At 64.1% G+C, this 20,459-nt stretch carries 25 protein-coding genes; 15 read left to right on the top strand and 10 right to left on the bottom strand.

Going from position 1 to position 20,459, the window contains the following annotated elements:
* The first annotated feature begins 199 nt into the window (after window positions 1-199).
* From EBB56_RS10625 to bioA, 13 genes are all read left to right on the top strand, one after another.
* Entirely contained in the window at window positions 200-1,150 is a 951-nt protein-coding gene (locus EBB56_RS10625) for a calcium/sodium antiporter (protein ID WP_124804349.1), read from the top strand.
* A 30-nt stretch (window positions 1,151-1,180) separates the two neighbouring features.
* Window positions 1,181-2,179 carry a KpsF/GutQ family sugar-phosphate isomerase gene (locus EBB56_RS10620; protein ID WP_124804348.1) on the top strand — a complete coding sequence of 333 codons (999 nt, stop codon included), beginning with the start codon at window positions 1,181-1,183 and terminating at the stop codon, window positions 2,177-2,179.
* A 32-nt stretch (window positions 2,180-2,211) separates the two neighbouring features.
* Window positions 2,212-2,778, top strand: coding sequence for an HAD family hydrolase (locus EBB56_RS10615; RefSeq protein ID WP_108447663.1), 567 nt, complete (start codon window positions 2,212-2,214; stop codon window positions 2,776-2,778).
* Window positions 2,775-3,350 (top strand): LPS export ABC transporter periplasmic protein LptC, encoded by a 576-nt coding sequence (gene lptC, locus EBB56_RS10610; RefSeq protein ID WP_108447662.1) that lies wholly within the window; start codon window positions 2,775-2,777, stop codon window positions 3,348-3,350. Before EBB56_RS10615 ends, lptC begins: the two co-directional genes overlap by 4 nt.
* A gap of 12 nt (window positions 3,351-3,362) precedes the next feature.
* Window positions 3,363-3,893: a lipopolysaccharide transport periplasmic protein LptA gene (gene lptA, locus EBB56_RS10605; protein WP_083970449.1), complete on the top strand. Its 531-nt coding sequence runs from the start codon at window positions 3,363-3,365 to the stop codon at window positions 3,891-3,893.
* Window positions 3,893-4,618 (top strand): LPS export ABC transporter ATP-binding protein, encoded by a 726-nt coding sequence (gene lptB / locus EBB56_RS10600; RefSeq protein WP_045993254.1) that lies wholly within the window; start codon window positions 3,893-3,895, stop codon window positions 4,616-4,618. The genes lptA and lptB overlap by 1 nt, the downstream gene beginning before the upstream one ends.
* 270 nt (window positions 4,619-4,888) lie before the next feature.
* Window positions 4,889-6,301: an RNA polymerase factor sigma-54 gene (locus EBB56_RS10595; protein ID WP_124804347.1), complete on the top strand. Its 1,413-nt coding sequence runs from the start codon at window positions 4,889-4,891 to the stop codon at window positions 6,299-6,301.
* A gap of 159 nt (window positions 6,302-6,460) precedes the next feature.
* Entirely contained in the window at window positions 6,461-6,769 is a 309-nt protein-coding gene (hpf, locus tag EBB56_RS10590; RefSeq protein ID WP_045993252.1) for a ribosome hibernation-promoting factor, HPF/YfiA family, read from the top strand.
* A gap of 5 nt (window positions 6,770-6,774) precedes the next feature.
* Window positions 6,775-7,260 (top strand): PTS IIA-like nitrogen regulatory protein PtsN, encoded by a 486-nt coding sequence (gene ptsN, locus EBB56_RS10585; RefSeq protein WP_045993251.1) that lies wholly within the window; start codon window positions 6,775-6,777, stop codon window positions 7,258-7,260.
* Window positions 7,261-7,313: 53 nt separating this feature from the next.
* Window positions 7,314-8,195, top strand: a complete 882-nt coding sequence (rapZ, locus tag EBB56_RS10580; RefSeq protein WP_045993250.1) for an RNase adapter RapZ — start codon at window positions 7,314-7,316, stop codon at window positions 8,193-8,195.
* Between the two features lie 2 nt (window positions 8,196-8,197).
* Entirely contained in the window at window positions 8,198-8,467 is a 270-nt protein-coding gene (locus EBB56_RS10575) for an HPr family phosphocarrier protein (protein ID WP_045993249.1), read from the top strand.
* Between the two features lie 51 nt (window positions 8,468-8,518).
* Window positions 8,519-9,043, top strand: coding sequence for a hypothetical protein (locus tag EBB56_RS10570; RefSeq protein ID WP_124804346.1), 525 nt, complete (start codon window positions 8,519-8,521; stop codon window positions 9,041-9,043).
* A gap of 164 nt (window positions 9,044-9,207) precedes the next feature.
* On the top strand, window positions 9,208-10,482 hold the full coding sequence (gene bioA, locus EBB56_RS10565) for an adenosylmethionine--8-amino-7-oxononanoate transaminase (protein WP_124804345.1): 1,275 nt from the start codon (window positions 9,208-9,210) through the stop codon (window positions 10,480-10,482).
* Between the two features lie 40 nt (window positions 10,483-10,522).
* Here bioA and EBB56_RS10560 read toward each other — a convergent pair whose 3' ends face one another.
* From EBB56_RS10560 to EBB56_RS10545, 4 genes are all read right to left on the bottom strand, one after another.
* Window positions 10,523-11,938, bottom strand: a complete 1,416-nt coding sequence (locus tag EBB56_RS10560; protein WP_260425332.1) for a 4Fe-4S binding protein — start codon at window positions 11,936-11,938, stop codon at window positions 10,523-10,525.
* A gap of 107 nt (window positions 11,939-12,045) precedes the next feature.
* Window positions 12,046-12,888, bottom strand: a complete 843-nt coding sequence (locus EBB56_RS10555; RefSeq protein WP_124804344.1) for an FTR1 family protein — start codon at window positions 12,886-12,888, stop codon at window positions 12,046-12,048.
* Window positions 12,885-13,283, bottom strand: coding sequence for a cupredoxin domain-containing protein (locus EBB56_RS10550; protein WP_231498632.1), 399 nt, complete (start codon window positions 13,281-13,283; stop codon window positions 12,885-12,887). The genes EBB56_RS10555 and EBB56_RS10550 overlap by 4 nt, the downstream gene beginning before the upstream one ends.
* A gap of 12 nt (window positions 13,284-13,295) precedes the next feature.
* Window positions 13,296-13,841, bottom strand: a complete 546-nt coding sequence (locus EBB56_RS10545) for an iron transporter (protein ID WP_108132645.1) — start codon at window positions 13,839-13,841, stop codon at window positions 13,296-13,298.
* A 223-nt stretch (window positions 13,842-14,064) separates the two neighbouring features.
* Here EBB56_RS10545 and EBB56_RS10540 point away from each other — a divergent pair, with 223 nt between their 5' ends.
* The gene (locus EBB56_RS10540) at window positions 14,065-14,382 is read left to right on the top strand and encodes a helix-turn-helix domain-containing protein (protein WP_045993245.1); all 318 of its coding nucleotides are present in this window, start codon (window positions 14,065-14,067) and stop codon (window positions 14,380-14,382) included.
* A gap of 50 nt (window positions 14,383-14,432) precedes the next feature.
* Here the strand turns inward: EBB56_RS10540 and EBB56_RS10535 are convergent, their stop codons facing one another.
* Window positions 14,433-14,783: a hypothetical protein gene (locus tag EBB56_RS10535; protein ID WP_124804343.1), complete on the bottom strand. Its 351-nt coding sequence runs from the start codon at window positions 14,781-14,783 to the stop codon at window positions 14,433-14,435.
* Window positions 14,784-14,893: 110 nt separating this feature from the next.
* Between EBB56_RS10535 and EBB56_RS10530 the strand changes: the two genes are divergently transcribed.
* The gene (locus EBB56_RS10530; RefSeq protein WP_124804342.1) at window positions 14,894-15,799 is read left to right on the top strand and encodes a cation diffusion facilitator family transporter; all 906 of its coding nucleotides are present in this window, start codon (window positions 14,894-14,896) and stop codon (window positions 15,797-15,799) included.
* An 11-nt stretch (window positions 15,800-15,810) separates the two neighbouring features.
* Here the strand turns inward: EBB56_RS10530 and EBB56_RS10525 are convergent, their stop codons facing one another.
* The 5 genes from EBB56_RS10525 to siaA all read right to left on the bottom strand — a co-directional run bounded on the left by EBB56_RS10525 (window position 15,811) and on the right by siaA (window position 20,213).
* The gene (locus tag EBB56_RS10525) at window positions 15,811-16,350 is read right to left on the bottom strand and encodes a GNAT family N-acetyltransferase (protein WP_185696417.1); all 540 of its coding nucleotides are present in this window, start codon (window positions 16,348-16,350) and stop codon (window positions 15,811-15,813) included.
* 85 nt (window positions 16,351-16,435) lie between these two features.
* Window positions 16,436-17,221, bottom strand: coding sequence for a diguanylate cyclase (locus EBB56_RS10520; RefSeq protein WP_124804340.1), 786 nt, complete (start codon window positions 17,219-17,221; stop codon window positions 16,436-16,438).
* Complete coding sequence (gene siaC, locus EBB56_RS10515) at window positions 17,218-17,610, bottom strand: biofilm regulation phosphoprotein SiaC (protein WP_249742852.1); 393 nt, start codon at window positions 17,608-17,610, stop codon at window positions 17,218-17,220. Before siaC ends, EBB56_RS10520 begins: the two co-directional genes overlap by 4 nt.
* Before the next feature lie 15 nt (window positions 17,611-17,625).
* Window positions 17,626-18,156: a biofilm regulation protein kinase SiaB gene (siaB, locus tag EBB56_RS10510; RefSeq protein ID WP_124804339.1), complete on the bottom strand. Its 531-nt coding sequence runs from the start codon at window positions 18,154-18,156 to the stop codon at window positions 17,626-17,628.
* The gene (siaA, locus tag EBB56_RS10505; protein ID WP_185696416.1) at window positions 18,144-20,213 is read right to left on the bottom strand and encodes a biofilm regulation protein phosphatase SiaA; all 2,070 of its coding nucleotides are present in this window, start codon (window positions 20,211-20,213) and stop codon (window positions 18,144-18,146) included. The genes siaB and siaA overlap by 13 nt, the downstream gene beginning before the upstream one ends.
* Window positions 20,214-20,459: the final 246 nt, after the last annotated feature.

The following is a 20,459-nucleotide window of genomic DNA, read 5'->3' as shown; positions in this document are numbered from 1 at the left end:
CGCCCGCCCCGAATCCTCGGATTCGACGCCTGGCCAGACCTGAGCCCGAACCTTGAGAATAGAGCGCCTTGAGCCGCGCTCGGTTTTCGAACATCGTATCTTAACTCAAATGCAGCATGCCAGTGCCCCGGTTGCGCGCTTGCGCGCAGGTTTATCTAAGGGTTCAATGGGCGCCCTTTCTGCAACCAAGTCGTTCTCCATGCTGTTACCGTCTGTCGTCGTCGCCCTGGGCCTGGTGGGCCTGCTCTGGAGCGCGGATCGCTTTGTCGGCGCCGCCGCCGCCACCGCCTACCGCGCCGGCATGAGCATCATGCTGGTCGGCATGACCATCGTCTCCATCGGCACCTCTGCCCCGGAAATCGTGGTCTCGGTGATGGCCTCGCTGGATGGCGCCCCCGACCTGGCCACCGGCAATGCGCTGGGCTCCAATATCGCCAACATCGCGCTGGTACTGGGCGTGACTGCACTGGTGGTGCCGATCCCGGTGCGCTTCACCATCGTGCGCCGCGAGCTGCCACTGCTGTTGGGCGCCACCGGCCTCGCCGGCTACGCCCTGGCCGATGGCAGCCTCGAACGCCTCGACGCGGCCCTGCTGATCGCGCTGCTGGTATTCAGTCTGTGGTGGCTGTTTCGCGCCGACGAGGCCGAACAGGAGATGGCCGACGACATTCCCGGCATGGCACTGGGCAAGGCCATCGGCTGGCTGGTGCTGACCCTGGCGGTGATGATCGTAAGCTCCCGCGCCCTGGTCTGGGGCGCCACTGAGCTGGCACGCACCTTTGGCGTAAGCGAGCTGGTGATCGGTCTGACCGTCGTCGCCATCGGCACCAGCCTGCCGGAACTCGCCGCCTGCGTGGCCAGCGCGCTGAAGCGCCACCACGATCTGGCCATCGGCAACGTCATCGGCTCCAACCTGTTCAATATGCTGGCGGTACTGCCGGTACCGGCGCTGCTGGCGCCGGGAGCCACCGATCCCGCAGCCGCCGGCCGCGACTTTCCGGTAATGCTTGGCCTGACGCTGCTGCTGGCGGCGCTGCTGCTGTGGCAACGCCGAGGGCGCCTGGGGCGCTGGATCGGCGCGCTGCTGGCCTGCACCTATGCGCTTTATCTGACCTGGCTCGGCCTTTCGGTCGCGGCAGGCCCCTTGTGACAACGGCAGTAAACGGCAACAATCATGGCCATGAGCAAACACCCCTCCTCGGCGCAGACGCCGACCCTGAGCGTCCGCGATATCGCACGACGCACCCTGGAGCTGGAACGTGACGCCATCGACGCCCTGATCGGGCGTCTCGACGGCGACTTCGACCGTGCCTGCCAACTGCTGCTGGCCTGCCGCGGCCGGGTGGTCGTCACCGGCATGGGCAAGTCGGGACATGTCGGCGGCAAGATCGCCGCCACCCTGGCAAGCACCGGCACGCCGGCCTTCTTTGTCCATCCCGGCGAAGCCAGTCATGGTGACCTGGGCATGATCACGCCCGGCGACGTCGTCCTGGCACTGTCCAACTCCGGCGAAACCGCCGAGGTCACTGCCCTGCTGCCGCTGCTCAAGCGCATGGGCATTCCACTGATCAGCATGACCGGCCGAGCACAGTCGACCCTGGCCCGCCACGCCGAAGCCCATCTATACGCAGGGGTCGAGCGCGAGGCCTGCCCGCTGGACCTGGCCCCGACCTCTTCGACCACTGCAGCGCTGGCGCTGGGCGACGCCCTGGCGGTGGCGCTGCTCGAGACCCGCGGCTTCACCGCCGAGGATTTCGCCCTGTCCCACCCGGGCGGCAGCCTGGGCAAGCGACTGCTGTTGACCGTGGCCGACCTGATGCATACCGGCGACCGCCTGCCCTCGGTACCGTCGGGCTCGCCGCTGCGCGACGCCCTGCTCGAGATCACCCGTCAAGGACTCGGCTTTACCTGCGTGGTATCCCCCGACGGCACCCTGGCCGGGGTCTATACCGACGGCGACCTGCGCCGCACCCTGGATCGCCATCAGGACTTCAGCTCGCTTACCGTGGATGACGTGATGACCATCCCCGGGCGACGCATCGGCCCCGCCACCCTGGCGGCGGAGGCGGTCAAGCTGATGGAGGAAGGCCGGATCACCGCCCTGGCGGTGGTCGATGACGAGCAGCGCCCAGTCGGTGCACTGCATATGCACGACCTGCTGGCCGCCGGTGTCATCTGAGCCTCATTTATCCCTTTACAAGGAACGCCGTCATGTCTCACGAGCTTCTCGCCTCCCTCGCGCCGGATCTGGTGGAGCGCCTGCGCCACATCAAGCTGCTGGCGCTGGACGTGGACGGCGTACTGACCGATGGTCGACTGTACTTCCACGCCGACGGCTCCGAGCTGAAGGCGTTCAACACCCTGGATGGCCACGGCCTCAAGCTGGCCAAGCGCGCCGGCATCCAGGTGGCCCTGATCACCGGGCGCAGCTCCCCCATGGTCACCCAGAGAGCCAGAGCACTCGGCATCGAGCACGTACAGCAAGGGGTCGAGCGCAAGCTGCCCGCCCTTGAATCGCTGTGCGATTCGCTTGGCCTGACCCTCGACCAGGTCGCCTACTGCGGCGATGACCTGCCGGATCTGCCCTGCATCCATCGCAGTGCGGTCGGCATCACCGTGCCAGGCGCCCCCTGCTACCTTCGTCAGCACGCCGACTGGGTCACCCAGGTTGCCGGCGGACATGGCGCGGTGCGCGAGATCACCGACACCCTGCTGATGGCCCAGGGCCGCCTCGACGATATCATCGACAGCTACCTGAGCAACGGACCGCTGACATGAAACTGAGCGCACTGCGTCCAGGCTTTCGCTTCTGGCTGGTCATCCTGCTGCTGGTACTCGGTGGCGGCCTGACGTTGCTCGACCCCCGCGAGAGCAACGTCCCCGACCTGGTACCCAATGACAAGGCTGGCGAGCCCGACTACTACCTGGTGGATGCCCGCCTGACCCGCTTCGATGCCCAGGGCACCCCCCACCAACGCATCGATACGCCACGCCTTGTGCACACACCGCTCGACGACATCACCCGGGTGGACCAGCCGGACCTTGCGCTGATCGACGACAGCGGCCGAGAGTGGATCGCCGACGCCGACAACGGTGAACTGGGTCCGGACGGCAACCCCCTGACCCTGTCGGGCGACGCCCATCTCGAGGCCCCCGCAGAGCGTTGGCAGCTTGATACAGAGGTATTGGTCTACGACAGCGACAGTGGCCATGTCTGGAGCGAAACGCCAGCCGTCCTACGCCAACCCCCTCAACAGATGCAAGGGGAGCGCTTCGACGCCTGGATCCATGACAATACCGCTCGCCTGACCGACAATGTCACCGGTCATCATCCGCCAGAGCCTCAATAAGGAGCCCCTTCCATGATGCGTCCAAGTCCCGCCCTCCTGCTTGCCCTGGCCCTTGGCCTGGCCGCCGGCGCCACCGGCAGCAGTGTCCTGGCGCTGGAAAGTGATCGCAGCGCACCGATTCAGGTGGAGGCCGACCAGCTGGATCTCGATGATCGCGCCGGTACCGCGGTCTATACCGGCGACGTGCGCATTGTGCAAGGCAGCATGATCCTCACCGGCGAACGCGTCGAGATCCAGCGCAACGACCAAGGACAACTGTCACTGGCGACCGCGACCGGCTCACGTGCCTACCTCGAGCAGAAGCCATCCCCGGAAGAACCGGTGGTCAAGGGCTGGGGCCGCAAGGTGATCTACCACGTGGCCGAACGCCGCATGGAGCTGATCGACCAGGCTGAGCTGCACAAGGCCAATGACACCTTCGACGGTGCCTATCTGGAGTACTTCCTCGATCGCCGCGTGGTCCAGGCCCGCTCCAGCGCCCAGGGCGTCCAGGGCGAGCAGCGCATTCGCATGACCCTCGAGCCGGAAAGCCAAGGAAACTGATGAAGACTCTCCACGCTCGCCATCTGGCCAAGAGCTACAAGAAGCGTCGCGTCGTCCAGGACATCAGCCTGTCGATCGAGCAGGGCAGCATCGTCGGTCTGCTGGGCCCCAACGGGGCCGGCAAGACCACCTCCTTCTACATGATCGTCGGCCTGGTCAGAGCCGACGCCGGCAGCATCAGCATCGATGATCGGGACCTGAGCCGCGCGGCCATGCATCAGCGCGCGCTGGCCGGTATCGGCTACCTGCCTCAGGAGGCTTCGATCTTTCGCAAGCTGTCGGTGGCCGACAACATCATGGCGATCCTCGAGACCCGCAAGGACCTCGACCGCGAGGGCCGAGAAGCACGTCTCGAGCAACTCCTCGAGGACTTCCACGTCAGCCATATTCGCGACAACCCCGGCATGAGCCTGTCCGGCGGGGAGCGGCGCCGGGTCGAGATCGCCCGCGCCCTGGCCACCGAGCCGGCCTTTATCCTGCTCGATGAACCCTTCGCCGGGGTCGACCCGATCTCGGTGGGCGAGATCAAGTCCATCATTCGTCAACTCAAGGCCCGCGATATCGGCGTCCTGATCACCGATCACAACGTGCGCGAGACCCTCGATATCTGCGATCGTGCCTACATCGTCGGCGACGGCCAGATCATCGCCGAGGGCAGCGCCGAGTCCATCCTTGCCAACCAGCGCGTCAAGGAGGTCTACCTGGGCGAAAACTTCCGCCTTTAGACCGCAGGGCCGCCCGACAGCCGCAGTCGCCTCAAGCGGCCGCAACACTTGCCAGCATCAGCATCCAAGCGCCGGCCCCGAAAGGGTCGGCCTCACCTTGCACACAGGGCCTCCCTCGAAAGAAACACCTCCCCCCCTACCAAGTTGTTCCACATCGACCTTTTCACTCCCTCCCACAGGTCAAAAAACACCAACTTGGCAAGATGCTTGCATGTCTGATGACTCGTCGTTAGGGTAAAGCCTTTCGACAACACTGGTGGATCCCGACCCATGGCCCTCAAGGCGTCACTGCAGCTGCGCATCGGTACCCAGCTGACCATGACCCCGCAACTGCAACAGGCGATCGGCCTGCTGCAGCTTTCGACTCTGGACCTGCGCCAGGAGGTCCAGCAGGCGCTGGAGGCCAACCCCATGCTCGAACTCGAGGACGAGTTCGGCGAACAGCAGACCAGGGAAGCCGCGGAAGATGACTGGGCGGATCAGATTCCCTCGGAACTCAGTGTGGACAGCGACTGGTCCGACACCTACCAGGACCTGGGCACCACCCCCGCCGGCAGTGGCGAGGCGGCGGATTTCGAGCGCCAGGCAAGCTCCCAGTCACTGCACAGCCACCTGAGCTGGCAACTGGCGATGCTCGACGTCAGCGACCAGGAGCGCCTGATCGCCGAGAGCCTGCTCGACGCGGTCAACGCCGACGGCTATCTCGAGCAGACACTGGATGACATCGCCCAGGGGCTCGAGCAAGACGGTCGTCGCCCCCCTCCCCTCGCCGAGGTGGAGGCGGTGCTGGTTCGGCTGCAACAGTTCGAACCGACCGGAGTGTTCGCCCGCGACCTGCGCGAGTGTTTGATGCTGCAACTGGATAGTCTGCCTCGCGATACCGTCCTGCTGCCCCAGGCCGGACGACTGGTAAGACAGTTTCTCGAGGCACTGGCCAGCGGCGACCGACGTCTGCTGAAGCGCCGGCTAGGACTCGATGACGACCAACTCGACAGCGTCATCGAGCTGATCCGAAGCCTCGACCCACGTCCCGGCAGCCAGTTCGGTGACAGCGATAACGACTACGTCATTCCCGACCTGGTGGTACGCCACACCGAAGAGGGCTGGCGCGTTGAACTCAACCCGGATGCAATGCCCCGACTGCGCATCCAGCCCGACTACGCTGCGCTGATTCGGCGCGCGGACAAGAGCCAGGACAACCAGTTCCTCAAGGACCACCTGCAGGAGGCGCGCTGGCTGATCAAGAGTCTGTCCAGCCGCAACGACACCTTGCTGAAGGTCGGCCGGGAAATCATGGTGCGTCAGATCGACTTCCTCGAGCAGGGAGAAGCGGCCATGAAACCGTTGGTGCTGGCCGATATCGCAGACAAGGTGGAGATGCACGAGTCCACCATCTCCCGCGTGACCACCCAGAAGTTCGTGCACACGCCTCGCGGCGTGTTCGAGTTGAAGTATTTTTTCTCGAGCCAGGTCGGCCAGGATGGCGACGCCCATTCCAGTACCGCCATCCGCGCCATGATCAAATCGTTGATTCAAAAGGAACCTGCCCGCAAACCTCTGTCGGACAGCAAACTGGTGGAATTGCTGGCGGAAGACGGTGTCAATGTCGCCAGACGCACCGTGGCAAAGTACCGGGAAGCCATGAATATTCCGTCTTCCAGCGAGCGCAAGCGACTGCGCTGAGGCCTTGCGCTGCGGCGTCGCTAGCCTAGTTATCGGGAAAGCGCAAGCACTTGAAATTTCGCATGACATCTGCGTCTTTCTGCGTAGCGTCGAGGGGGTTTGCAGGATCGGAAAAAGGGTTACAATCAAGCCACCACCCGAAAGAGCAAGGAGCCTGTCATGCAAGTCAACATCACCGGCCACCACGTCGAATTGACCGATCCCCTGCGTGACTACGTACAAGAGAAGCTCGCCCGTGTGGAGCGCCACTACGACAACATCACCAACGTCCAGGTGACCCTCTCGGTGGAAAAGGAACGCCAGCTGGCCGCCTGCACCCTTCACGCCGCCGGTGCCGACCTGCATGCCGAAGCGCAGGACGGCGACATGTATGCTGCTATCGACGCCCTTGCCGACAAGCTGGACCGCCAGCTGGTCAAGCACAAGGAAAAATCCCAAGCCCGCGCCCAAGGCGCCGGAATTCGCTGACTCTCATGACATTGGAAGCCATTCTCCCTCCCGAGCGCACATTGTTCGATGTCCCGGGAGGCAGCAAGAAGAGGGTGCTGGAGTTTTTCAGCACCTTCATTGCGCAGAACACCCCGAGCCTGGACAGCCAGGAGGTCTTCAGTCGGCTGATCGGACGTGAGCGCCTGGGCAGTACCGGCATCGGCAATGGCGTCGCCATTCCCCATGCCCGCAACCCCCACTGCAAGGCGCCCATCTCCGGCTTCCTCAAACTCGCGGAACCTGTCGACTTCGATGCCATCGATGGTGAGCCCGTCGATCTGGTGTTCGTGCTGCTGGTGCCGGAAGAGGCCGACGACGCCCATCTTGCCCTGCTCGGCCAGGTCGCTGGCGTCATGAACGACGCCGACACACGTCACCGTCTGCGCCACGCCAGCTCTCAGCGCGAGCTTCACGAGCGCCTGCAGGAAGCCATCCGCCAACAGGCGCCAGGGGACGACACTCCCTCCTGATCGCGGCCTTGCCTAGGCCATCAGCAATGGACGCCTGCCCAAGGAGACAGGACATGCAGCTCGTGATCATCAGTGGTCGCTCCGGCTCGGGAAAGTCCGTGGCCCTTCAGGCCCTGGAGGACCTGGGGTTCTACGCCATCGACAACCTTCCCGCGACCTTGCTGGGCGCCTTGGTGGACGAGCTGGAAAACGGTCATTCCCGCCGTATCGCCGTCAGCGTCGACGCCCGCAACCTGCCTGAGGCGCTGGAACGCTTCCCCGCCCAGCTGGCGTCCCTCAAGCAGAGTCCGATCGACTGCCAGGTGGTCTACCTGACCAGTGATGCGCGAATTCTGCTCGAGCGTTATTCCCACACGCGGCGCCGTCACCCCCTGACCCGTGATAGCGACATGACCCTGGCGGAAGCCATCGAGTCCGAACAGAAGGCCCTTTCGGGCATTCGAGACCTGGCCGATCTGGTCATCGACAGCTCTCGCCTGTCGGTACACGAACTGCGTTCGCGCATCGCCGAACAGGTCGCCGACCACCGCAGCGGCCAGTTGAGCCTGACCGTGGAGTCCTTCGGCTTCAAGCGTGGCGTGCCGCCGGATGCAGACATCGTGTTCGATGCCCGCTGTCTGCCCAACCCCTACTGGGAACCATCGCTGCGTGATGCCAATGGCTGCGATCCCAGCGTCATCGACTTCCTCGAACGCTATCAGGACGTCGCCGACATGAAACGCGACATTCTCGCCTGGGTGCGCACCTGGCTACCGCGCTATCAGCAAAGCCAGCGCAGCTACCTCACCGTGGCGGTGGGCTGCACCGGAGGACAGCATCGTTCGGTCTACCTGGCCGAGGGAATCGCCTCGGCCCTGGCCGACCAGCATCCCCGCGTCCGTCTACGCCACCGCGAACTCGGCCAGCAACGCCGACTGGACAGCGGAGGACTCTAGGCGTGGCCCGACGCACCCTGACCCTGACCAATCGTCGTGGCCTGCATGCACGCGCCGCGACACGCCTGGTCACCTGCTGCCAACCCTTTGACGCCACCGTCACCGTCCACCATGGCAGCCGCTCGGGTGACGCCGCCAACATCATGTCGCTGCTGATGCTGGCCGCCCCCTGCGGTACGGAGCTGACCCTGGAGGCCGAAGGCAAGGACGCGGACGCGGTGCTGGACGCTCTGGAGGCACTGTTCGACGCACGCTTCGACGAAGACGCCTGACGTCTTCCCTCTCCTTGTTTTGACCGCCACCCCCTGCCTGCCAAGGACGCCATGCAACTGATCCAGACCGGCAAGTACACCGAGGTCCACTACGATCCGGACCAGGACGCCTTCATCAAGACCTTCACGCCCAAGACCAGCGATCGCTGGCGCTACCGCCTGGGCATCCGGCGCTACCCCGGCCACAACTTTCGCTATGTCGCCGGCCGACTGGAGCGACTGGGTATCGCCACACCGAAAATCCTGTCGGCAGAGCGCTATCGCCTGGTCACCGCCAACGTGCACGGCATCGCGCTTAAAAAGCTGGTCCTCGACTCTCCGGAACTGCAGAACCGCTACCTGGACATTCTCGAAGCCTTGTACCGTGACCGTATCCACTGTCGTGGCCTGCACACAGAGAACTTCCTGGTCGTCGACGGAGAGGTGATCGCCATCGATCTGGATGCCTACAAGGCGCCGCGGGTCTTCACCTATCCGCGCCGAGAGTTCATCGACTGTCTGAGTCGCTCGCTGAAAAACGACGAGGCGTTCCTGTTCGAGCGCTTTCTCGAACGTGTCGACGCCCAGCATCCCTGAGCCCAGCATCCCTAAGGAAGAACCGCTCCTCCTTGTGCCCTCGCCTGCCCCGCTCTACCCCGGTTTTCCGGGTGGGAGCGCTGGCGTTGGCGACGGTAGCAGCAGCAGTGGTAAACTTTTAACTCGCCACTCAGTTTACCACCAAGCGTCCTTCAGGAGCCGACATGACCTCTCCGGTGTGGCATCCCTACGCCCATCTCAAGACCCAGGCCCCTGCCCCCCGGGTAGTCGGCGGCCAGGGCACCCGCTTTACCCTGGACAGCGGCGAATCATTGCTCGACGCGACCTGCTCCTGGTGGTGCATGATCCACGGCTACGGACATCCACGGCTGGTCAAGGCGATTCAGGAGCAAGCTGCCACGCTGTGTCACGTGATGCTTGGAGGACTGACCCACGATCCCGCCGACCAGCTCGCGCGGGAACTGGTTCGCGTCACGCCAGAGGGCCTCAACCACGTGTTCTTCTCCGACAGCGGCTCGGTGGGCATGGAGGTGGCGATGAAGATGGCGGTGCAGTACCACCATCTGCGCGGCCGCCCCAACAAGCACCGCATGCTGTCATTGATGAAGGCCTACCACGGTGATACCGCCGGCTGCATGGCGGTGTGTGACCCCGAAGAGGGCATGCATTCGCTGTTTTCCGGCTTTCTTCCGAAGCACCATTTCGCCCCGGCGCCGACGGCACCCTATACGGCCACGCCAGAGCAGGTCGCCGCCGACCTCGACGCCCTGCGAGCGGTGCTGGAAGCCCACCACCACGAGATCGCCGCGCTGTTGATGGAACCCCTGCTGCAGGCCGCCGGAGGTCTCAACATGACCTCTCCGGACTATCTGAAGGGTGCTCGCGCCTTGTGCGACGAGTTCGACGTGCTGTTGGTGTTCGACGAAGTGGCCACCGGCTTTGGACGCACCGGGCGCATGTTCGCCGCCGACCATGCCGGTGTCAGTCCGGACATCATGGTGCTGTCCAAGGGGCTGACCGGCGGCTACCTTGGCCACGCAGCGACCCTGGCCAGCGACCGTGTCCATGACACCTTTATCGGCGACAGCGAGCTTCACGCCTTTATGCACGGCCCGACCTTCATGGGCAATCCGCTGGCCTGTCGCGTGGCACTGGAAAGCCTCAGGGTCTTCGAGGAGGACGACTATCTGGGCCGTATCGCTCGGCTCAACGCCATCCTTGTGCAGGAACTCGCCGGCGACAGTGACCTGCGCGCCCACCCTGCGGTGGCCGACATCCGTGTGCTCGGCGCCACCGGCGTGATCGAGGTGCACGACAGTAAAGCGCTGAAAGGCGCCGCCGCCATCGCCCGTGAACAGGGCGTGTGGCTGAGATCCTTCGGCAGATGGCTTTACACCATGCCGGCCTATATCACCTCGGATGACGAAATGCGCCAGATCATCAAGGCCATGAAGGCTCCTTTCACAGCAAACGCATAATTAGTGCGGTGGCTGGCTCTCTACCAGGCGCTACCACGCTCTACCAGCCCCAGAACAGCAGCCACCAGGCACCGATCACCGGCGCCTGGGCGGCGAGCATAGGTAGCATGGCAGCGAGTCGACGCAGACCACTGGCGTAGCGTCCAAGGATGCCCCAGCCAAGCCCCGCGCTTGCCAGTACGCCAAGCCCCAGCAACAGCGCCCTGGCGTCATTGGCCCAGTGGATCAGCAGGCCATCGCCTCGCAGCAGGGTCAGGGTGGTCATCGACAGGCCCAGGAAGACGCCAACCGCGGCCAGGGGTATCAGGGCGTAGGACAGGTGCCACAGGCGCTGCCAGCGCCAGCGGCCAAGCAGACGGTTGGTCAGCGACAGCGACAGCGAGACAAGCCCCCCCAGCACCAGGGTCGTGGCACCGATATAGCCCAGCAGCAGGGCTCCATCGAGCAGGGTGAAGACGTCGTTGTGTTCGGGATAGTGGGTCAGCAGCCACCAGGGTGCGCTGGTTTCCAGCGGCCATCCCCAACCGTGCTGATAGAGCCAGACGGCCGCCTGCTGCTTGGCGGCCACGAACCAGGGGCTCGCCGACCAGTGGAATGCCCCCACCGCGATGCCCAGCAGGCCGAATACCACCAGCACGAACTCCCACAGGGTCGCGGGTCGCTGAGGCGGTGGCGACACCACCTCGATGCCGGGCGCCCTGAGCTCGAGATGGATAGCATCCTTGTAGCCTGAACAACGCGAGCACAGATGGCAGTCACTGGCGCTGTCCAGCTGCTTCAGCGGGATCAGCACCGGGCAGTCCGGAGCCCGGCTTCTTGACACCTCACGCCGGCGCTGGCGCCGTCCGTGTTCGGTCCACACCTCGGGGTCGGCGCGGTAGTGCAACGGCGCCAGCTTGGCCAACAGCGCAAAGACGCCGCTGACCGGACACAGATGGCGACACCAGACGCGCTTGCCCTTGCCGTAGACCAGACCGATCACGGCCGCCGCCAGGGTCGAGCCCCCCAGCACCAGCAGTGCAGCCTTGGGATACTGGTAGACGCTGACCAGCTGCCCATAGATCGTGGTCATGGCGAAGCCCACGAACGGCCAGCCACCCCAACGCATCCAGCGCGGTATCGCCCGGCCCATGCCGACACGACTGGCGGCTTCCGTGATGGCACCCTCCGGACACATCATCCCGCACCATAGCCGCCCCGCCACCACCATGCTGACCATGACAAAGGGCCACCAGATACCCCAGAACACGAACTCGGCGAACACTGTGAGGTGATCGAGGATGCGTGCCTCATGGTTCGGCAGGGGCAACAAGGGCGGCACCAGCAGCAGCACAGCGTAGAACGCCACCACGGCCCACTGCAGTGTCAGAATCCAGCGCCGATGATGCTTCAGCCAGGCTCCCAGACGTGCCCAGCGTCGGGTCTTGCGGGCGCCTGGATGCCGATTCTCAGCCACGGTTGGCCGAGTCTCCTTGCCAGGCCCGCAGCGACGATCGCTGGCTTCTGGCATCACTGCTGGCGTCACTGTTGTCGTCCCTGTTGCCGTCACCGCCGCCGCCTCGTTCACGACACCGCTCCCTCGACGACGTTGTGCGACGGGCGCTGCCCGCCCACCCACCAGTAGACGAGGCCCCAATAGCACAGGTAGCCGAGCACCAGCGTCGAGGAAGGCCAGGCACGGTAACCGGCGATACTGGCCAATAGTCCGCCGACTCCCTGGCCATCATCCAGCCAGGCACTGGTGTCCCACAGCGGATCGATCCCGACCGGCAACCAGCCCAGATTCATCAGCCGCTCGAGCGCCGCTACCCACAGGCCCGCCGCCACCAGCAGCAGCAGGATCTCGCTGGCCCGGAAGAACCCGCGCCAGGCCAGTCGTCGCGAGGACCACTGCAGCATCACGAAGCAGGCAGCCGCCGTGACAAAGCCGAGACCTGCGGCCAGGGCGAAGGAGGTCAGTTGTCCGCCTCGCCACTGGGCCAGCCCCAGACCGTACAGAAACACCAGGGTCTCGGCGCCTTCCCGAGCCACCGCCAGGGCCACCAGGGTAGCGATGCCCCACAGCCGTGAGCGCGACAGACACAGCATGGCGTCACACTCCATGGAGCGTTTGAAGGAGGCACCGCGACGGCGCATCCACGACACCATCTGCACGATCAACGCGGCGGCCAGCGCCGACATGGCGGTCTGAAACAGGGTCTGGGCGTCACCGGTCAACCAGCGCCCTACTCCCATCAGCACAGCACCGAGCACCACCGCCAGGGCGATACCCGCCGCGACACCGCCCCACAGCCAATTCAAGGCATCACGACGCCCCTCTCGGGCGAGCCAGGCGTAGACGAGGCCGACCACCAGGATGGCCTCCAGGCTCTCGCGCAGGACCACGATAAAGGCCGCTTCGTTCATGGGTGTGCCTCCTCGGAGGCTTCCCGAGCGATGATCACGCCCTGGGCATCGGGCAGGTGAAACTCGTCGAAGTAGTCGTAACGCCCCGGCTTCAGCGGGTGGACCACGACGAAGGAGTGAACGCCGGGACCCATCACCTTTTCCTGGCGAAGCCGGCGACTCTCGAATTCCACCGGCGTACTTCCGGCATTATGCAGTTCGATCTTGAACCGCTGCCCGGCGACGACCTCGAGTTCGACGGGATCAAGCCTGCCGTCAACAAGGGTCAACCGGTAGGTAGGCAGCGCTCCGGCTTCTGCCTGACCAGAGGTGGCGCACAGTGTCATCAGCGACAGCGCGACCAACGGCGCCGTGATCAGCGCGCCCGAGAGACGGGAACGACGTAGCAGCAACATGACCGCCTCCTCTCAGTAGCCGCCCTTCTTGCCCACGCCGGCGTAGACAAAGTCGTACTCGACGTCGAAGGGCGCATACCAGGGTGCCACGCCGGTTTCCTTGTCGATGTGACGCATCAGGTGCGGCGCTTCGATGTGGAAGCTCAGGTGATAGCGCCCCATGCCTTCGAGCGCCACATTGACACCATAGTGGGTGCCGTCGCTGGCGATCATCGGCATCAGGCTACCTTCGATCACACTGTCGCTGCCTTCCTTCTGCAACCGATAGTCAATGTGCAGAAAAGGAATCCAGGCGCCAGGAGGAAAACCGTTGTCGTTGTCCTCGAGGGCGTGAATATCCGCCTCGAGATGAATATCGGCCTCGGCAGCGGCCAGCTCACCGGCAGGCTCCATGACCACCGGCTGCAGGTAGACCGCGGCGACTTCCATGCCGTTGACCAGTTCGGGCTCGCCGATCGGATACTCCAGCGCCGAGGCACTGCTGGAAAAGACACCAAGACAGACGGTGGTGGCCAGGGCGGCCAGGGCGGAGCGGTCAAAGATCGGCGATGCAGACATGCGAGAACCTCGGGATAGAAAATGGCGAGAACCGTTCGCGCTTCAAGAATCATTTCCATGACGAAGTTCATGAAGCACCGCCCGGTGTCGCCACACTCTAGCCTGCGCCGGCAGGCACGCCTGTGACGTGCATCAAAGTCTCGAACCTCTGTTGCACTGGCCGCGCTTTTACGTGACGCTGCACCATCGGTACCAAAGGCCCCCGACGAGATAGCGAAAGCCCATGACCAGCCTCAGCAAGACCCGCACCAGCTTCTATCGACGCCTCTACCTGGCCCATCTGGTGGCCACCGGCATCGATAGCGTGCCGGCCATCACCGCCGCCACCGGCATGCCGAGACGTACCGCTCAGGACACCCTCGCCGCCCTCGAGGAACTGGACATCCGCTGCCGCTTCGAGCATCAGCCAGGCAAGCCTCACAATATCGGTCACTATCGCATCGATGACTGGGGGCCGATCGATCCCGACTGGCTGTCGCTTCACGCAGAGCGCCTGGGACAGTTGCTGGGATACCCCTCGCTCGCCAACGCGCACCCTTGATCCCTTCACCGCGCAGGCAGCGAGCGCCCATGGGTGGAGATCACAACGACTCAGTCAACGGGGCGTGCATGCCCGAAGCTCTCTCGAAGTGCATCACTGGCACGGAGCGTCGATACCTCCAGCCCCAGCCTCTCCACCCATTCAAGCGTCGTCTCGACCCAACCGTCCCGTGAGACCATGAGCCGGTCACCACAGCGGCGGCAACTCTCCACCAGCAAGCGATGCTCTCCGCGGCGTTCATCCGTGAGCTCGAGCCAGTCCGCCCCTTGCGTCAACTGCAGCGCTGTCTCCGGCCACCAGGCCAGCCTCAGGCGAGGATCGACGGCCTCGGGTTCACCGGCGACCAGCAGCGCAACGGCGCCACAGCCACACTCTGCCCTGGCGTAGAGATTGTTGCTCATGGTGTTCTCCCTGTTGATCCACGCCCTGTGATAGCCGACGCAAACGCCCCGGCTGGCGCCAAACGACGCCAGCCCCTATAGTCGAGCTTTCCTCGACACTGCATCGGATCATGGATTCACGACTCGAACAACGGGCCTTGTCGCTTTCGATCATCACCACCCTGGGCGTCGCCCTGCTCGGGGTCAGTTTCGGCCTGCTGGCCGGCTCCCAGTCGATCCTCTTCGACGGCGTCTTTTCCACCATCGACGCCGCCATGTCGGGGCTTGCGCTGGCGGTGTCACGGCTGGTCGTGCGCGAGGCGACCTCGCGCTTCCAGCATGGCTTCTGGCACTTCGAGCCGATGGTGGCGGCGCTCAACGGTGGCATTCTGCTGCTCTTGTGCTTCTACGCCTTTCTCAACGCGCTGCGGGAATTGCTGGGCGGCGGCCACGCCCTCGCCTTCGGCGCGGCCACCCTCTACGCCGCCGTGGTGCTGGTGATCTGCAGCGCCATGGCAGTGTACCTCAAGAAGATCAATCGCAGGGCCAACTCCGAGTTTCTGCGAATCGATCAGAAGAACTGGCTAATGGCGGCGCTGATCACCGGCGCGCTGCTGGTGGCCTTCGTGATCGCCCTTATGCTGGAAGGTACCGCGCTCGACCACTGGACACCCTACGTCGATTCAGCGCTGCTGGTGGTGCTGACCCTGGTGTTCATGCCGGTGCCCATCAACATCATTCGGCGATCCGCCAAGGACATCCTGCTGATGGCACCCAGCGCCATCGATCGTGAGGTGCACGTGGCGATGAAGGAGATCATGCAAAGAGAGGGTCTCAGCCACTACTACAGTCATGTGGCCAAGAGTGGCCGGGGCCACTTTATCGAGATCCATATCGTCACCGCGCCGAACTTCGCTGCCGGGCGCGGCATGGTAGAGATGGACGAGATCCGCGAGGAGATCTCCTCACGACTGAGCATTCCCCCCGAGCGCCGCTGGTTTACCGTCGCCTTTACCGCCGAGGAACGCTGGGCCTGAAGGCGAGGCCGTCAGCCTGGCGCGGGGTCACCGGCAAGACGCGAATAGACCACATGGGACAGCGCCCGTCCGCCGACCCATTCGCACTCGCGCAGCACGCCTTCCTGCCGAAAGCCGAGTCGCTCCGGGATAGCGCGACTACGGCTATTGCCCTCGGCACAACGAATCTCGAGTCGATGAAGCTCGAGCTCGGCGAAGCCCCAGTCCACCAGGGTTGCCACGGACTGCGACATGCGGCCTCCGCCCTGGCGGTCGCTGCGCAGCCAATAGCCCAGCGACGCCCAGCGGTGACGTTCGACGATGCGGTTGAAGCCGACGACGCCGATCAGCGCGTCGTCCTCGAGCAAGGCAAAGTGTCGAGCGCTGCCGAGACGCCGCTCGGCCATGGCAGCGGTGACGAAGACCTCGCAATCTCCCGGCTCGCGGGTGGCATCGACCCACGGCAGCCAGGGCCTCAACGATTCCCGGCTGGCATCGATGGCGTGCCACAGAGCGTCACAGTGCTCCTTGCCGATCGACGCAAGCCACAGCCGCTCGGACACCCTCAGCATGCTGCCGGCACCTCCTGCCTGCCAGTTCCGGACTCGCGCAACCTCCAACGCCGACACACCATCTGATGCTGAGTCAGAACGCCCGTCACTCGGCGGCCTCCCAGCGATCTCGCCCATTGCGCTTGGCCTGATACAACGCCTGGTCGGCGCGATTCATGGTCTGCTCGTAGGTCTCGTCATGACGGTGCTCCGCCGCGCCGATGCTGACGGTCAGCGACAGGGAGGCGTCGCTCACCACCTGGGTGGTACGCAACTTGGCCTGGAGCCGCTCGAACAGGGGCTCAGCCGCCCACAGCGAAGCGCCGGGCAAGGCAATCAGAAACTCTTCTCCCCCCCAGCGGCCGACGATATCGCCACCACGCAGGGTGTCATCGAGGACCTTGGCCACTACCAGCAGCGCCTGATCGCCGACATCATGCCCATGCTCGTCGTTGAAGCGCTTGAAGTGGTCGATGTCCACCATCGCCAGGGTAAAAGGGCGTTGCTGTCGGCTGGAGGCGGCCATCAGTCGACGCAGCTCGGTGTGCAGGCCACGACGATTGGGGATCTTGGTCAATGGATCGAGCATGACCTCGCTTTCCAGCGTCTGCTTGCGCTCGTGCAATAGCTCCTGATAACCATCGGCGATGCGTGACAGCTTGTGCTGGCGACGCTGCTGTCGCTCCAGCCGGCGTTCGGCGGTGGACAGGTCGCTCTTGACGTTGCGCTGAAAGCCATCGGAAATGGAAGCCATGCGCTCCAGCCGCTCAAGCTGCTCGGTATGCCGCCGGTAGAGCGCTTCGAGCGGTGCCTTCAGTGGATTGTCCTGATGCTCGGACGAGGCCAGCAGCGCCTCGATGTCCCGCAGCAGCTGACGATCCCTTTCGGTCATGAACTGGTGTCCTCGACGGGGGTGATCGCAAACGGAAAACTGCAGTCTTCCTTGAACTCCTCGGCCAGCTCGGCGATGCGTTCATTTCTGACATCGTAGCGCCAATCCACGCTGCAGGCCTTGCCTTCCAGGTGAGCCTCCTCCATCAGGTCGAAGATGTCCATCATCGCCTTGACCGAGCTGGTGTTGAGGTAGACCAGTTCCAGGCACACCTCGAGGGGGCTCTCGCCGTCTCGCAGGTAGTGATCTACCCAGTTCAGCACGCCACTGTAGAGCTCGAAGGTGTTTTCGGGATAGGAGTCGCCGCGCATGGTCAGCGTTCCGGCGTCCCAGTCAGAACGAATGTCAGGGGTCGACTGGGTCCCGTCAATCGCAATGTCGTTGATCATTTTCTCGACTTTCCGTCAGATAGTGGCGGTGATGCAGAAAAAGCTCTGTTGATCGGAGAGCGGCGTCAGGTTCGACTGAAGCGGCTGGCAGGACTTGCGCGCCATGTCGATCAATCCCAGCCCTGCTCCCCGGGAGCCGTCTTCCCGCGGCTTTCTGAGTTGCTGCTTGTAGCGTCGCTTGAGCTCGACCGCGTCCATCTCGCCGAGTTCCTCGACGGTCGCCATCAGACGCTGGCCATCGGCATGCTCGACCACGTTGCCCGCCGACACCAGATAGTGCCCCTGCTCGCCCCGCGCCACCGCAACGGTGGCGGTGGCGCGCTGTTCGTCATAGCCCATGGCGGTGGCGTAATGGCTGATGTTCTGGGTCATTTCGATGTAGGTCGAGAACACGTCCATCGCCGCCGATGGTGCCGCAGATTCGTTGTTGAGGTAGTTGCGAATGGCCTTGCCGATCTCTTCGATCAGGCTATGGGAAATAGGGCCATTGAAGCTTAGCAGCACGCGCTGTTTGTCGAATTGGTCGCGCAGCGTCAAGAGGTCCATGGAATTCCCTCATCGTGACCGTGGTGAATATTGGACGTCGCGGACGCGGTGCCGTCCTGCTCGTCCTCGACCGCCGGCTGGAAGCACAGCAGGGTGATATCGTCACGCTGGTGCGCCTCACCCTGGAAACGCGCCAGCGCATCCAGGAAGGCCGCAACCTGTGCCCTGGGATCGAGCCCGGCGTGCTCCAGCAGCATGGCCTCGAAACGCCGCCTGCCGAAGCCGAACCCGTGCTCGCCGCCCGCCTGATCCAGGAAGCCGTCACTGCACAGCGTACAGGACCAGCCAGGTACCAGTGCCAACGTTTGATTGGTGAACTCCCCACGACGCTTGAACGCCAGGGCACGTCGACCACCGGCCAGTACCTCCAGGCGCTGGCCATCGGTGGCATAGAGATCCAGCTTGGCGCCGGAGAAGGTCAATTGCTGCTGGTCGGCGCCGACCCACACCAGCCCCGCATCCATGTGCGGCGTCACGCCGTGAGCCTCGCTGTCGGCCTCGAGCGTGCGGCGAATGCGCCGGTCCATCTCCTCGAGGATACCCGCCGGATTCTCGGGCCCCACCTGGTTGACCGAGTTGTCGAAGGCCGCACGGGCGAGCATGGTCATCAGGGCGCCGGGCACGCCGTGTCCCGCGCAGTCGATAACCCCCAGCAGATAGCCGCGGTCATGACCGAAATCCCGGAACACGAAGATGTCGCCGCCGACCGTATCCTTGGGACTCCACAGCACGCCGTGCCTTAGCCCGGCGCAGCGTTGCATGTCGCGGCTGGGCAGGATCGCCTGCTGCAATACCCGAGCGCAGTCGAGGGAATCATCGATCTGACGCTTGGCCTCGCTCATCTGCCGATTGGCCAGGGTGAGATCCATGGTGCGCTGACGGATGCGTTCCTCGAGCTCCTCGGTATGGGCCTGAACCTGATCGGCCATGCGCTGGAAATCCCGTGACAGATCGCCGATCTCATCACCGCGGTCACTGTCGAGCCTGGTGTCATAACGGCCCTGGGCCAGCGCCTGGGCGGATTGACTGAGGCGACGCATCGGGTTGACGATCAGCCGCCGCAGGGCGATCACCACCACCAGCAGCACCACCCCGAGGCTGGCCACCAGGGCGAACATCAGCGGCCACAACCAACGCTTTTCCAGCAAGGTGGCGGCGTAGGGATCGACCGCCGACACCAACCACCAGTCGAGCTCCGGCATGTAGCTGACCGCCACCACTCGCTCCTCACCGGACCACTCGAGGGTGCGGGTCACCACATCTCCGCCGCTCTCTCGGGCCGATGCCAGCATCTCGGCGAGGGCCTCGGGATCCTCGACCGCCGCATCAAGCACGCCGCCGCCTTCATCGACCTGGCTCAAGTCGGTCGCCTGGAGCTCTCCGTCCTCTGCCATCGCCAGCACCCGACCCTCGCGGCCGAGCAGGAAGGAAGCCACACCCAACGGTTGATCGTCGAAGCTGCTGGCCAGTAGGCGGTTGAAATTGAGGCCGCCACCGACCATGCCAAGGGGCCCGTTCTCGCCGTCGACGCGAACATTGATCCACACCCGGGTGATGTCCAGCGCCGGACTATAGGCGACCTGAACCCGGGTAGGCGCCCCACTGTCCATCATGCGGAAGTACCAGCTGTCTTCGCTGTCACTGCGTGACAGCTGGTTGCGGGGGGCACGGCTCGGACTCATCTTGCCGTCGTTGAAGTAGAACTGGCGGCTGTCGTGATGCACCACAAAGTAGTCGTCACCGTCGAACTGCTGGCGAAATCCCTCGGACTCGGCGAAGAAACGGGCCTTGAGTTCCTCGTTGTCGATATCCGAGAGCCAGTCGCGGGTGACCGTCAGATCGCCGAAGCGCCTGGCCAGGGCCAGCTCGGTGGAAAGCGGCGTCAGCATGCGCTGGGTATGCAGTTGGCTGTACTGCTCGGCGAAGCGTTGTCCGAAGTGGCGCTCGACGTCCTGAAGCGCGTGGCTGCCGATCCACAGCACCGGCACCAGTGCGACCAGAAAGGACAACAACGGGATAAGTAACGACTTGACCCCCAATCCCAGGTGGCGGCTCATGATGCCTCCTTGGCGAGAATCGACAGATGGAGAGAGTCTTGCATCACCTTCACTATAAGAATATGCGTATCGGCGCATCATGCCATGAAACCCGTATGGCGGCTAATGAAGTGTCTCAGTCTTCTGCTCCGACAGACGCATCCCCCGGGCTCGCTTCGCCTCGATAAAAAAGGGCGGCGAGCCAGGCTCGCCGCCCATCAACGATCAGTCACCCGATCGAGAGAGCTCAGCAAAACATCGTGTCGA

The organism is Halomonas sp. YLB-10 (assembly GCF_003856855.1).
Classification (GTDB): Bacteria; Pseudomonadota; Gammaproteobacteria; order Pseudomonadales; family Halomonadaceae; genus Halomonas; species Halomonas litopenaei.
The sequence above is the reverse complement of the archived record's forward strand: the minus strand, read 5'-3'. Positions and strand labels throughout refer to the sequence as shown.

What these genes read in the sequence shown, in the direction of transcription:
- EBB56_RS10625 (WP_124804349.1), top strand. Translation starts at nt 200, where the DNA reads ATGCTGTTACCGTCTGTCGTCGTCGCCCTGGGCCTGGTGGGCCTGCTC.
- EBB56_RS10620 (WP_124804348.1), top strand. Translation starts at nt 1,181, where the DNA reads ATGAGCAAACACCCCTCCTCGGCGCAGACGCCGACCCTGAGCGTCCGC.
- EBB56_RS10615 (WP_108447663.1), top strand. Translation starts at nt 2,212, where the DNA reads ATGTCTCACGAGCTTCTCGCCTCCCTCGCGCCGGATCTGGTGGAGCGC.
- lptC (WP_108447662.1), top strand. Translation starts at nt 2,775, where the DNA reads ATGAAACTGAGCGCACTGCGTCCAGGCTTTCGCTTCTGGCTGGTCATC.
- lptA (WP_083970449.1), top strand. Translation starts at nt 3,363, where the DNA reads ATGATGCGTCCAAGTCCCGCCCTCCTGCTTGCCCTGGCCCTTGGCCTG.
- lptB (WP_045993254.1), top strand. Translation starts at nt 3,893, where the DNA reads ATGAAGACTCTCCACGCTCGCCATCTGGCCAAGAGCTACAAGAAGCGT.
- EBB56_RS10595 (WP_124804347.1), top strand. Translation starts at nt 4,889, where the DNA reads ATGGCCCTCAAGGCGTCACTGCAGCTGCGCATCGGTACCCAGCTGACC.
- hpf (WP_045993252.1), top strand. Translation starts at nt 6,461, where the DNA reads ATGCAAGTCAACATCACCGGCCACCACGTCGAATTGACCGATCCCCTG.
- ptsN (WP_045993251.1), top strand. Translation starts at nt 6,775, where the DNA reads ATGACATTGGAAGCCATTCTCCCTCCCGAGCGCACATTGTTCGATGTC.
- rapZ (WP_045993250.1), top strand. Translation starts at nt 7,314, where the DNA reads ATGCAGCTCGTGATCATCAGTGGTCGCTCCGGCTCGGGAAAGTCCGTG.
- EBB56_RS10570 (WP_124804346.1), top strand. Translation starts at nt 8,519, where the DNA reads ATGCAACTGATCCAGACCGGCAAGTACACCGAGGTCCACTACGATCCG.
- bioA (WP_124804345.1), top strand. Translation starts at nt 9,208, where the DNA reads ATGACCTCTCCGGTGTGGCATCCCTACGCCCATCTCAAGACCCAGGCC.
- EBB56_RS10555 (WP_124804344.1), bottom strand. Translation starts at nt 12,888, where the DNA reads ATGAACGAAGCGGCCTTTATCGTGGTCCTGCGCGAGAGCCTGGAGGCC.
- EBB56_RS10550 (WP_231498632.1), bottom strand. Translation starts at nt 13,283, where the DNA reads ATGTTGCTGCTACGTCGTTCCCGTCTCTCGGGCGCGCTGATCACGGCG.
- EBB56_RS10545 (WP_108132645.1), bottom strand. Translation starts at nt 13,841, where the DNA reads ATGTCTGCATCGCCGATCTTTGACCGCTCCGCCCTGGCCGCCCTGGCC.
- EBB56_RS10540 (WP_045993245.1), top strand. Translation starts at nt 14,065, where the DNA reads ATGACCAGCCTCAGCAAGACCCGCACCAGCTTCTATCGACGCCTCTAC.
- EBB56_RS10535 (WP_124804343.1), bottom strand. Translation starts at nt 14,783, where the DNA reads ATGAGCAACAATCTCTACGCCAGGGCAGAGTGTGGCTGTGGCGCCGTT.
- EBB56_RS10530 (WP_124804342.1), top strand. Translation starts at nt 14,894, where the DNA reads ATGGATTCACGACTCGAACAACGGGCCTTGTCGCTTTCGATCATCACC.
- EBB56_RS10525 (WP_185696417.1), bottom strand. Translation starts at nt 16,350, where the DNA reads ATGCTGAGGGTGTCCGAGCGGCTGTGGCTTGCGTCGATCGGCAAGGAG.
- EBB56_RS10520 (WP_124804340.1), bottom strand. Translation starts at nt 17,221, where the DNA reads ATGACCGAAAGGGATCGTCAGCTGCTGCGGGACATCGAGGCGCTGCTG.
- siaC (WP_249742852.1), bottom strand. Translation starts at nt 17,610, where the DNA reads ATGATCAACGACATTGCGATTGACGGGACCCAGTCGACCCCTGACATT.
- siaB (WP_124804339.1), bottom strand. Translation starts at nt 18,156, where the DNA reads ATGGACCTCTTGACGCTGCGCGACCAATTCGACAAACAGCGCGTGCTG.
- siaA (WP_185696416.1), bottom strand. Translation starts at nt 20,213, where the DNA reads ATGAGCCGCCACCTGGGATTGGGGGTCAAGTCGTTACTTATCCCGTTG.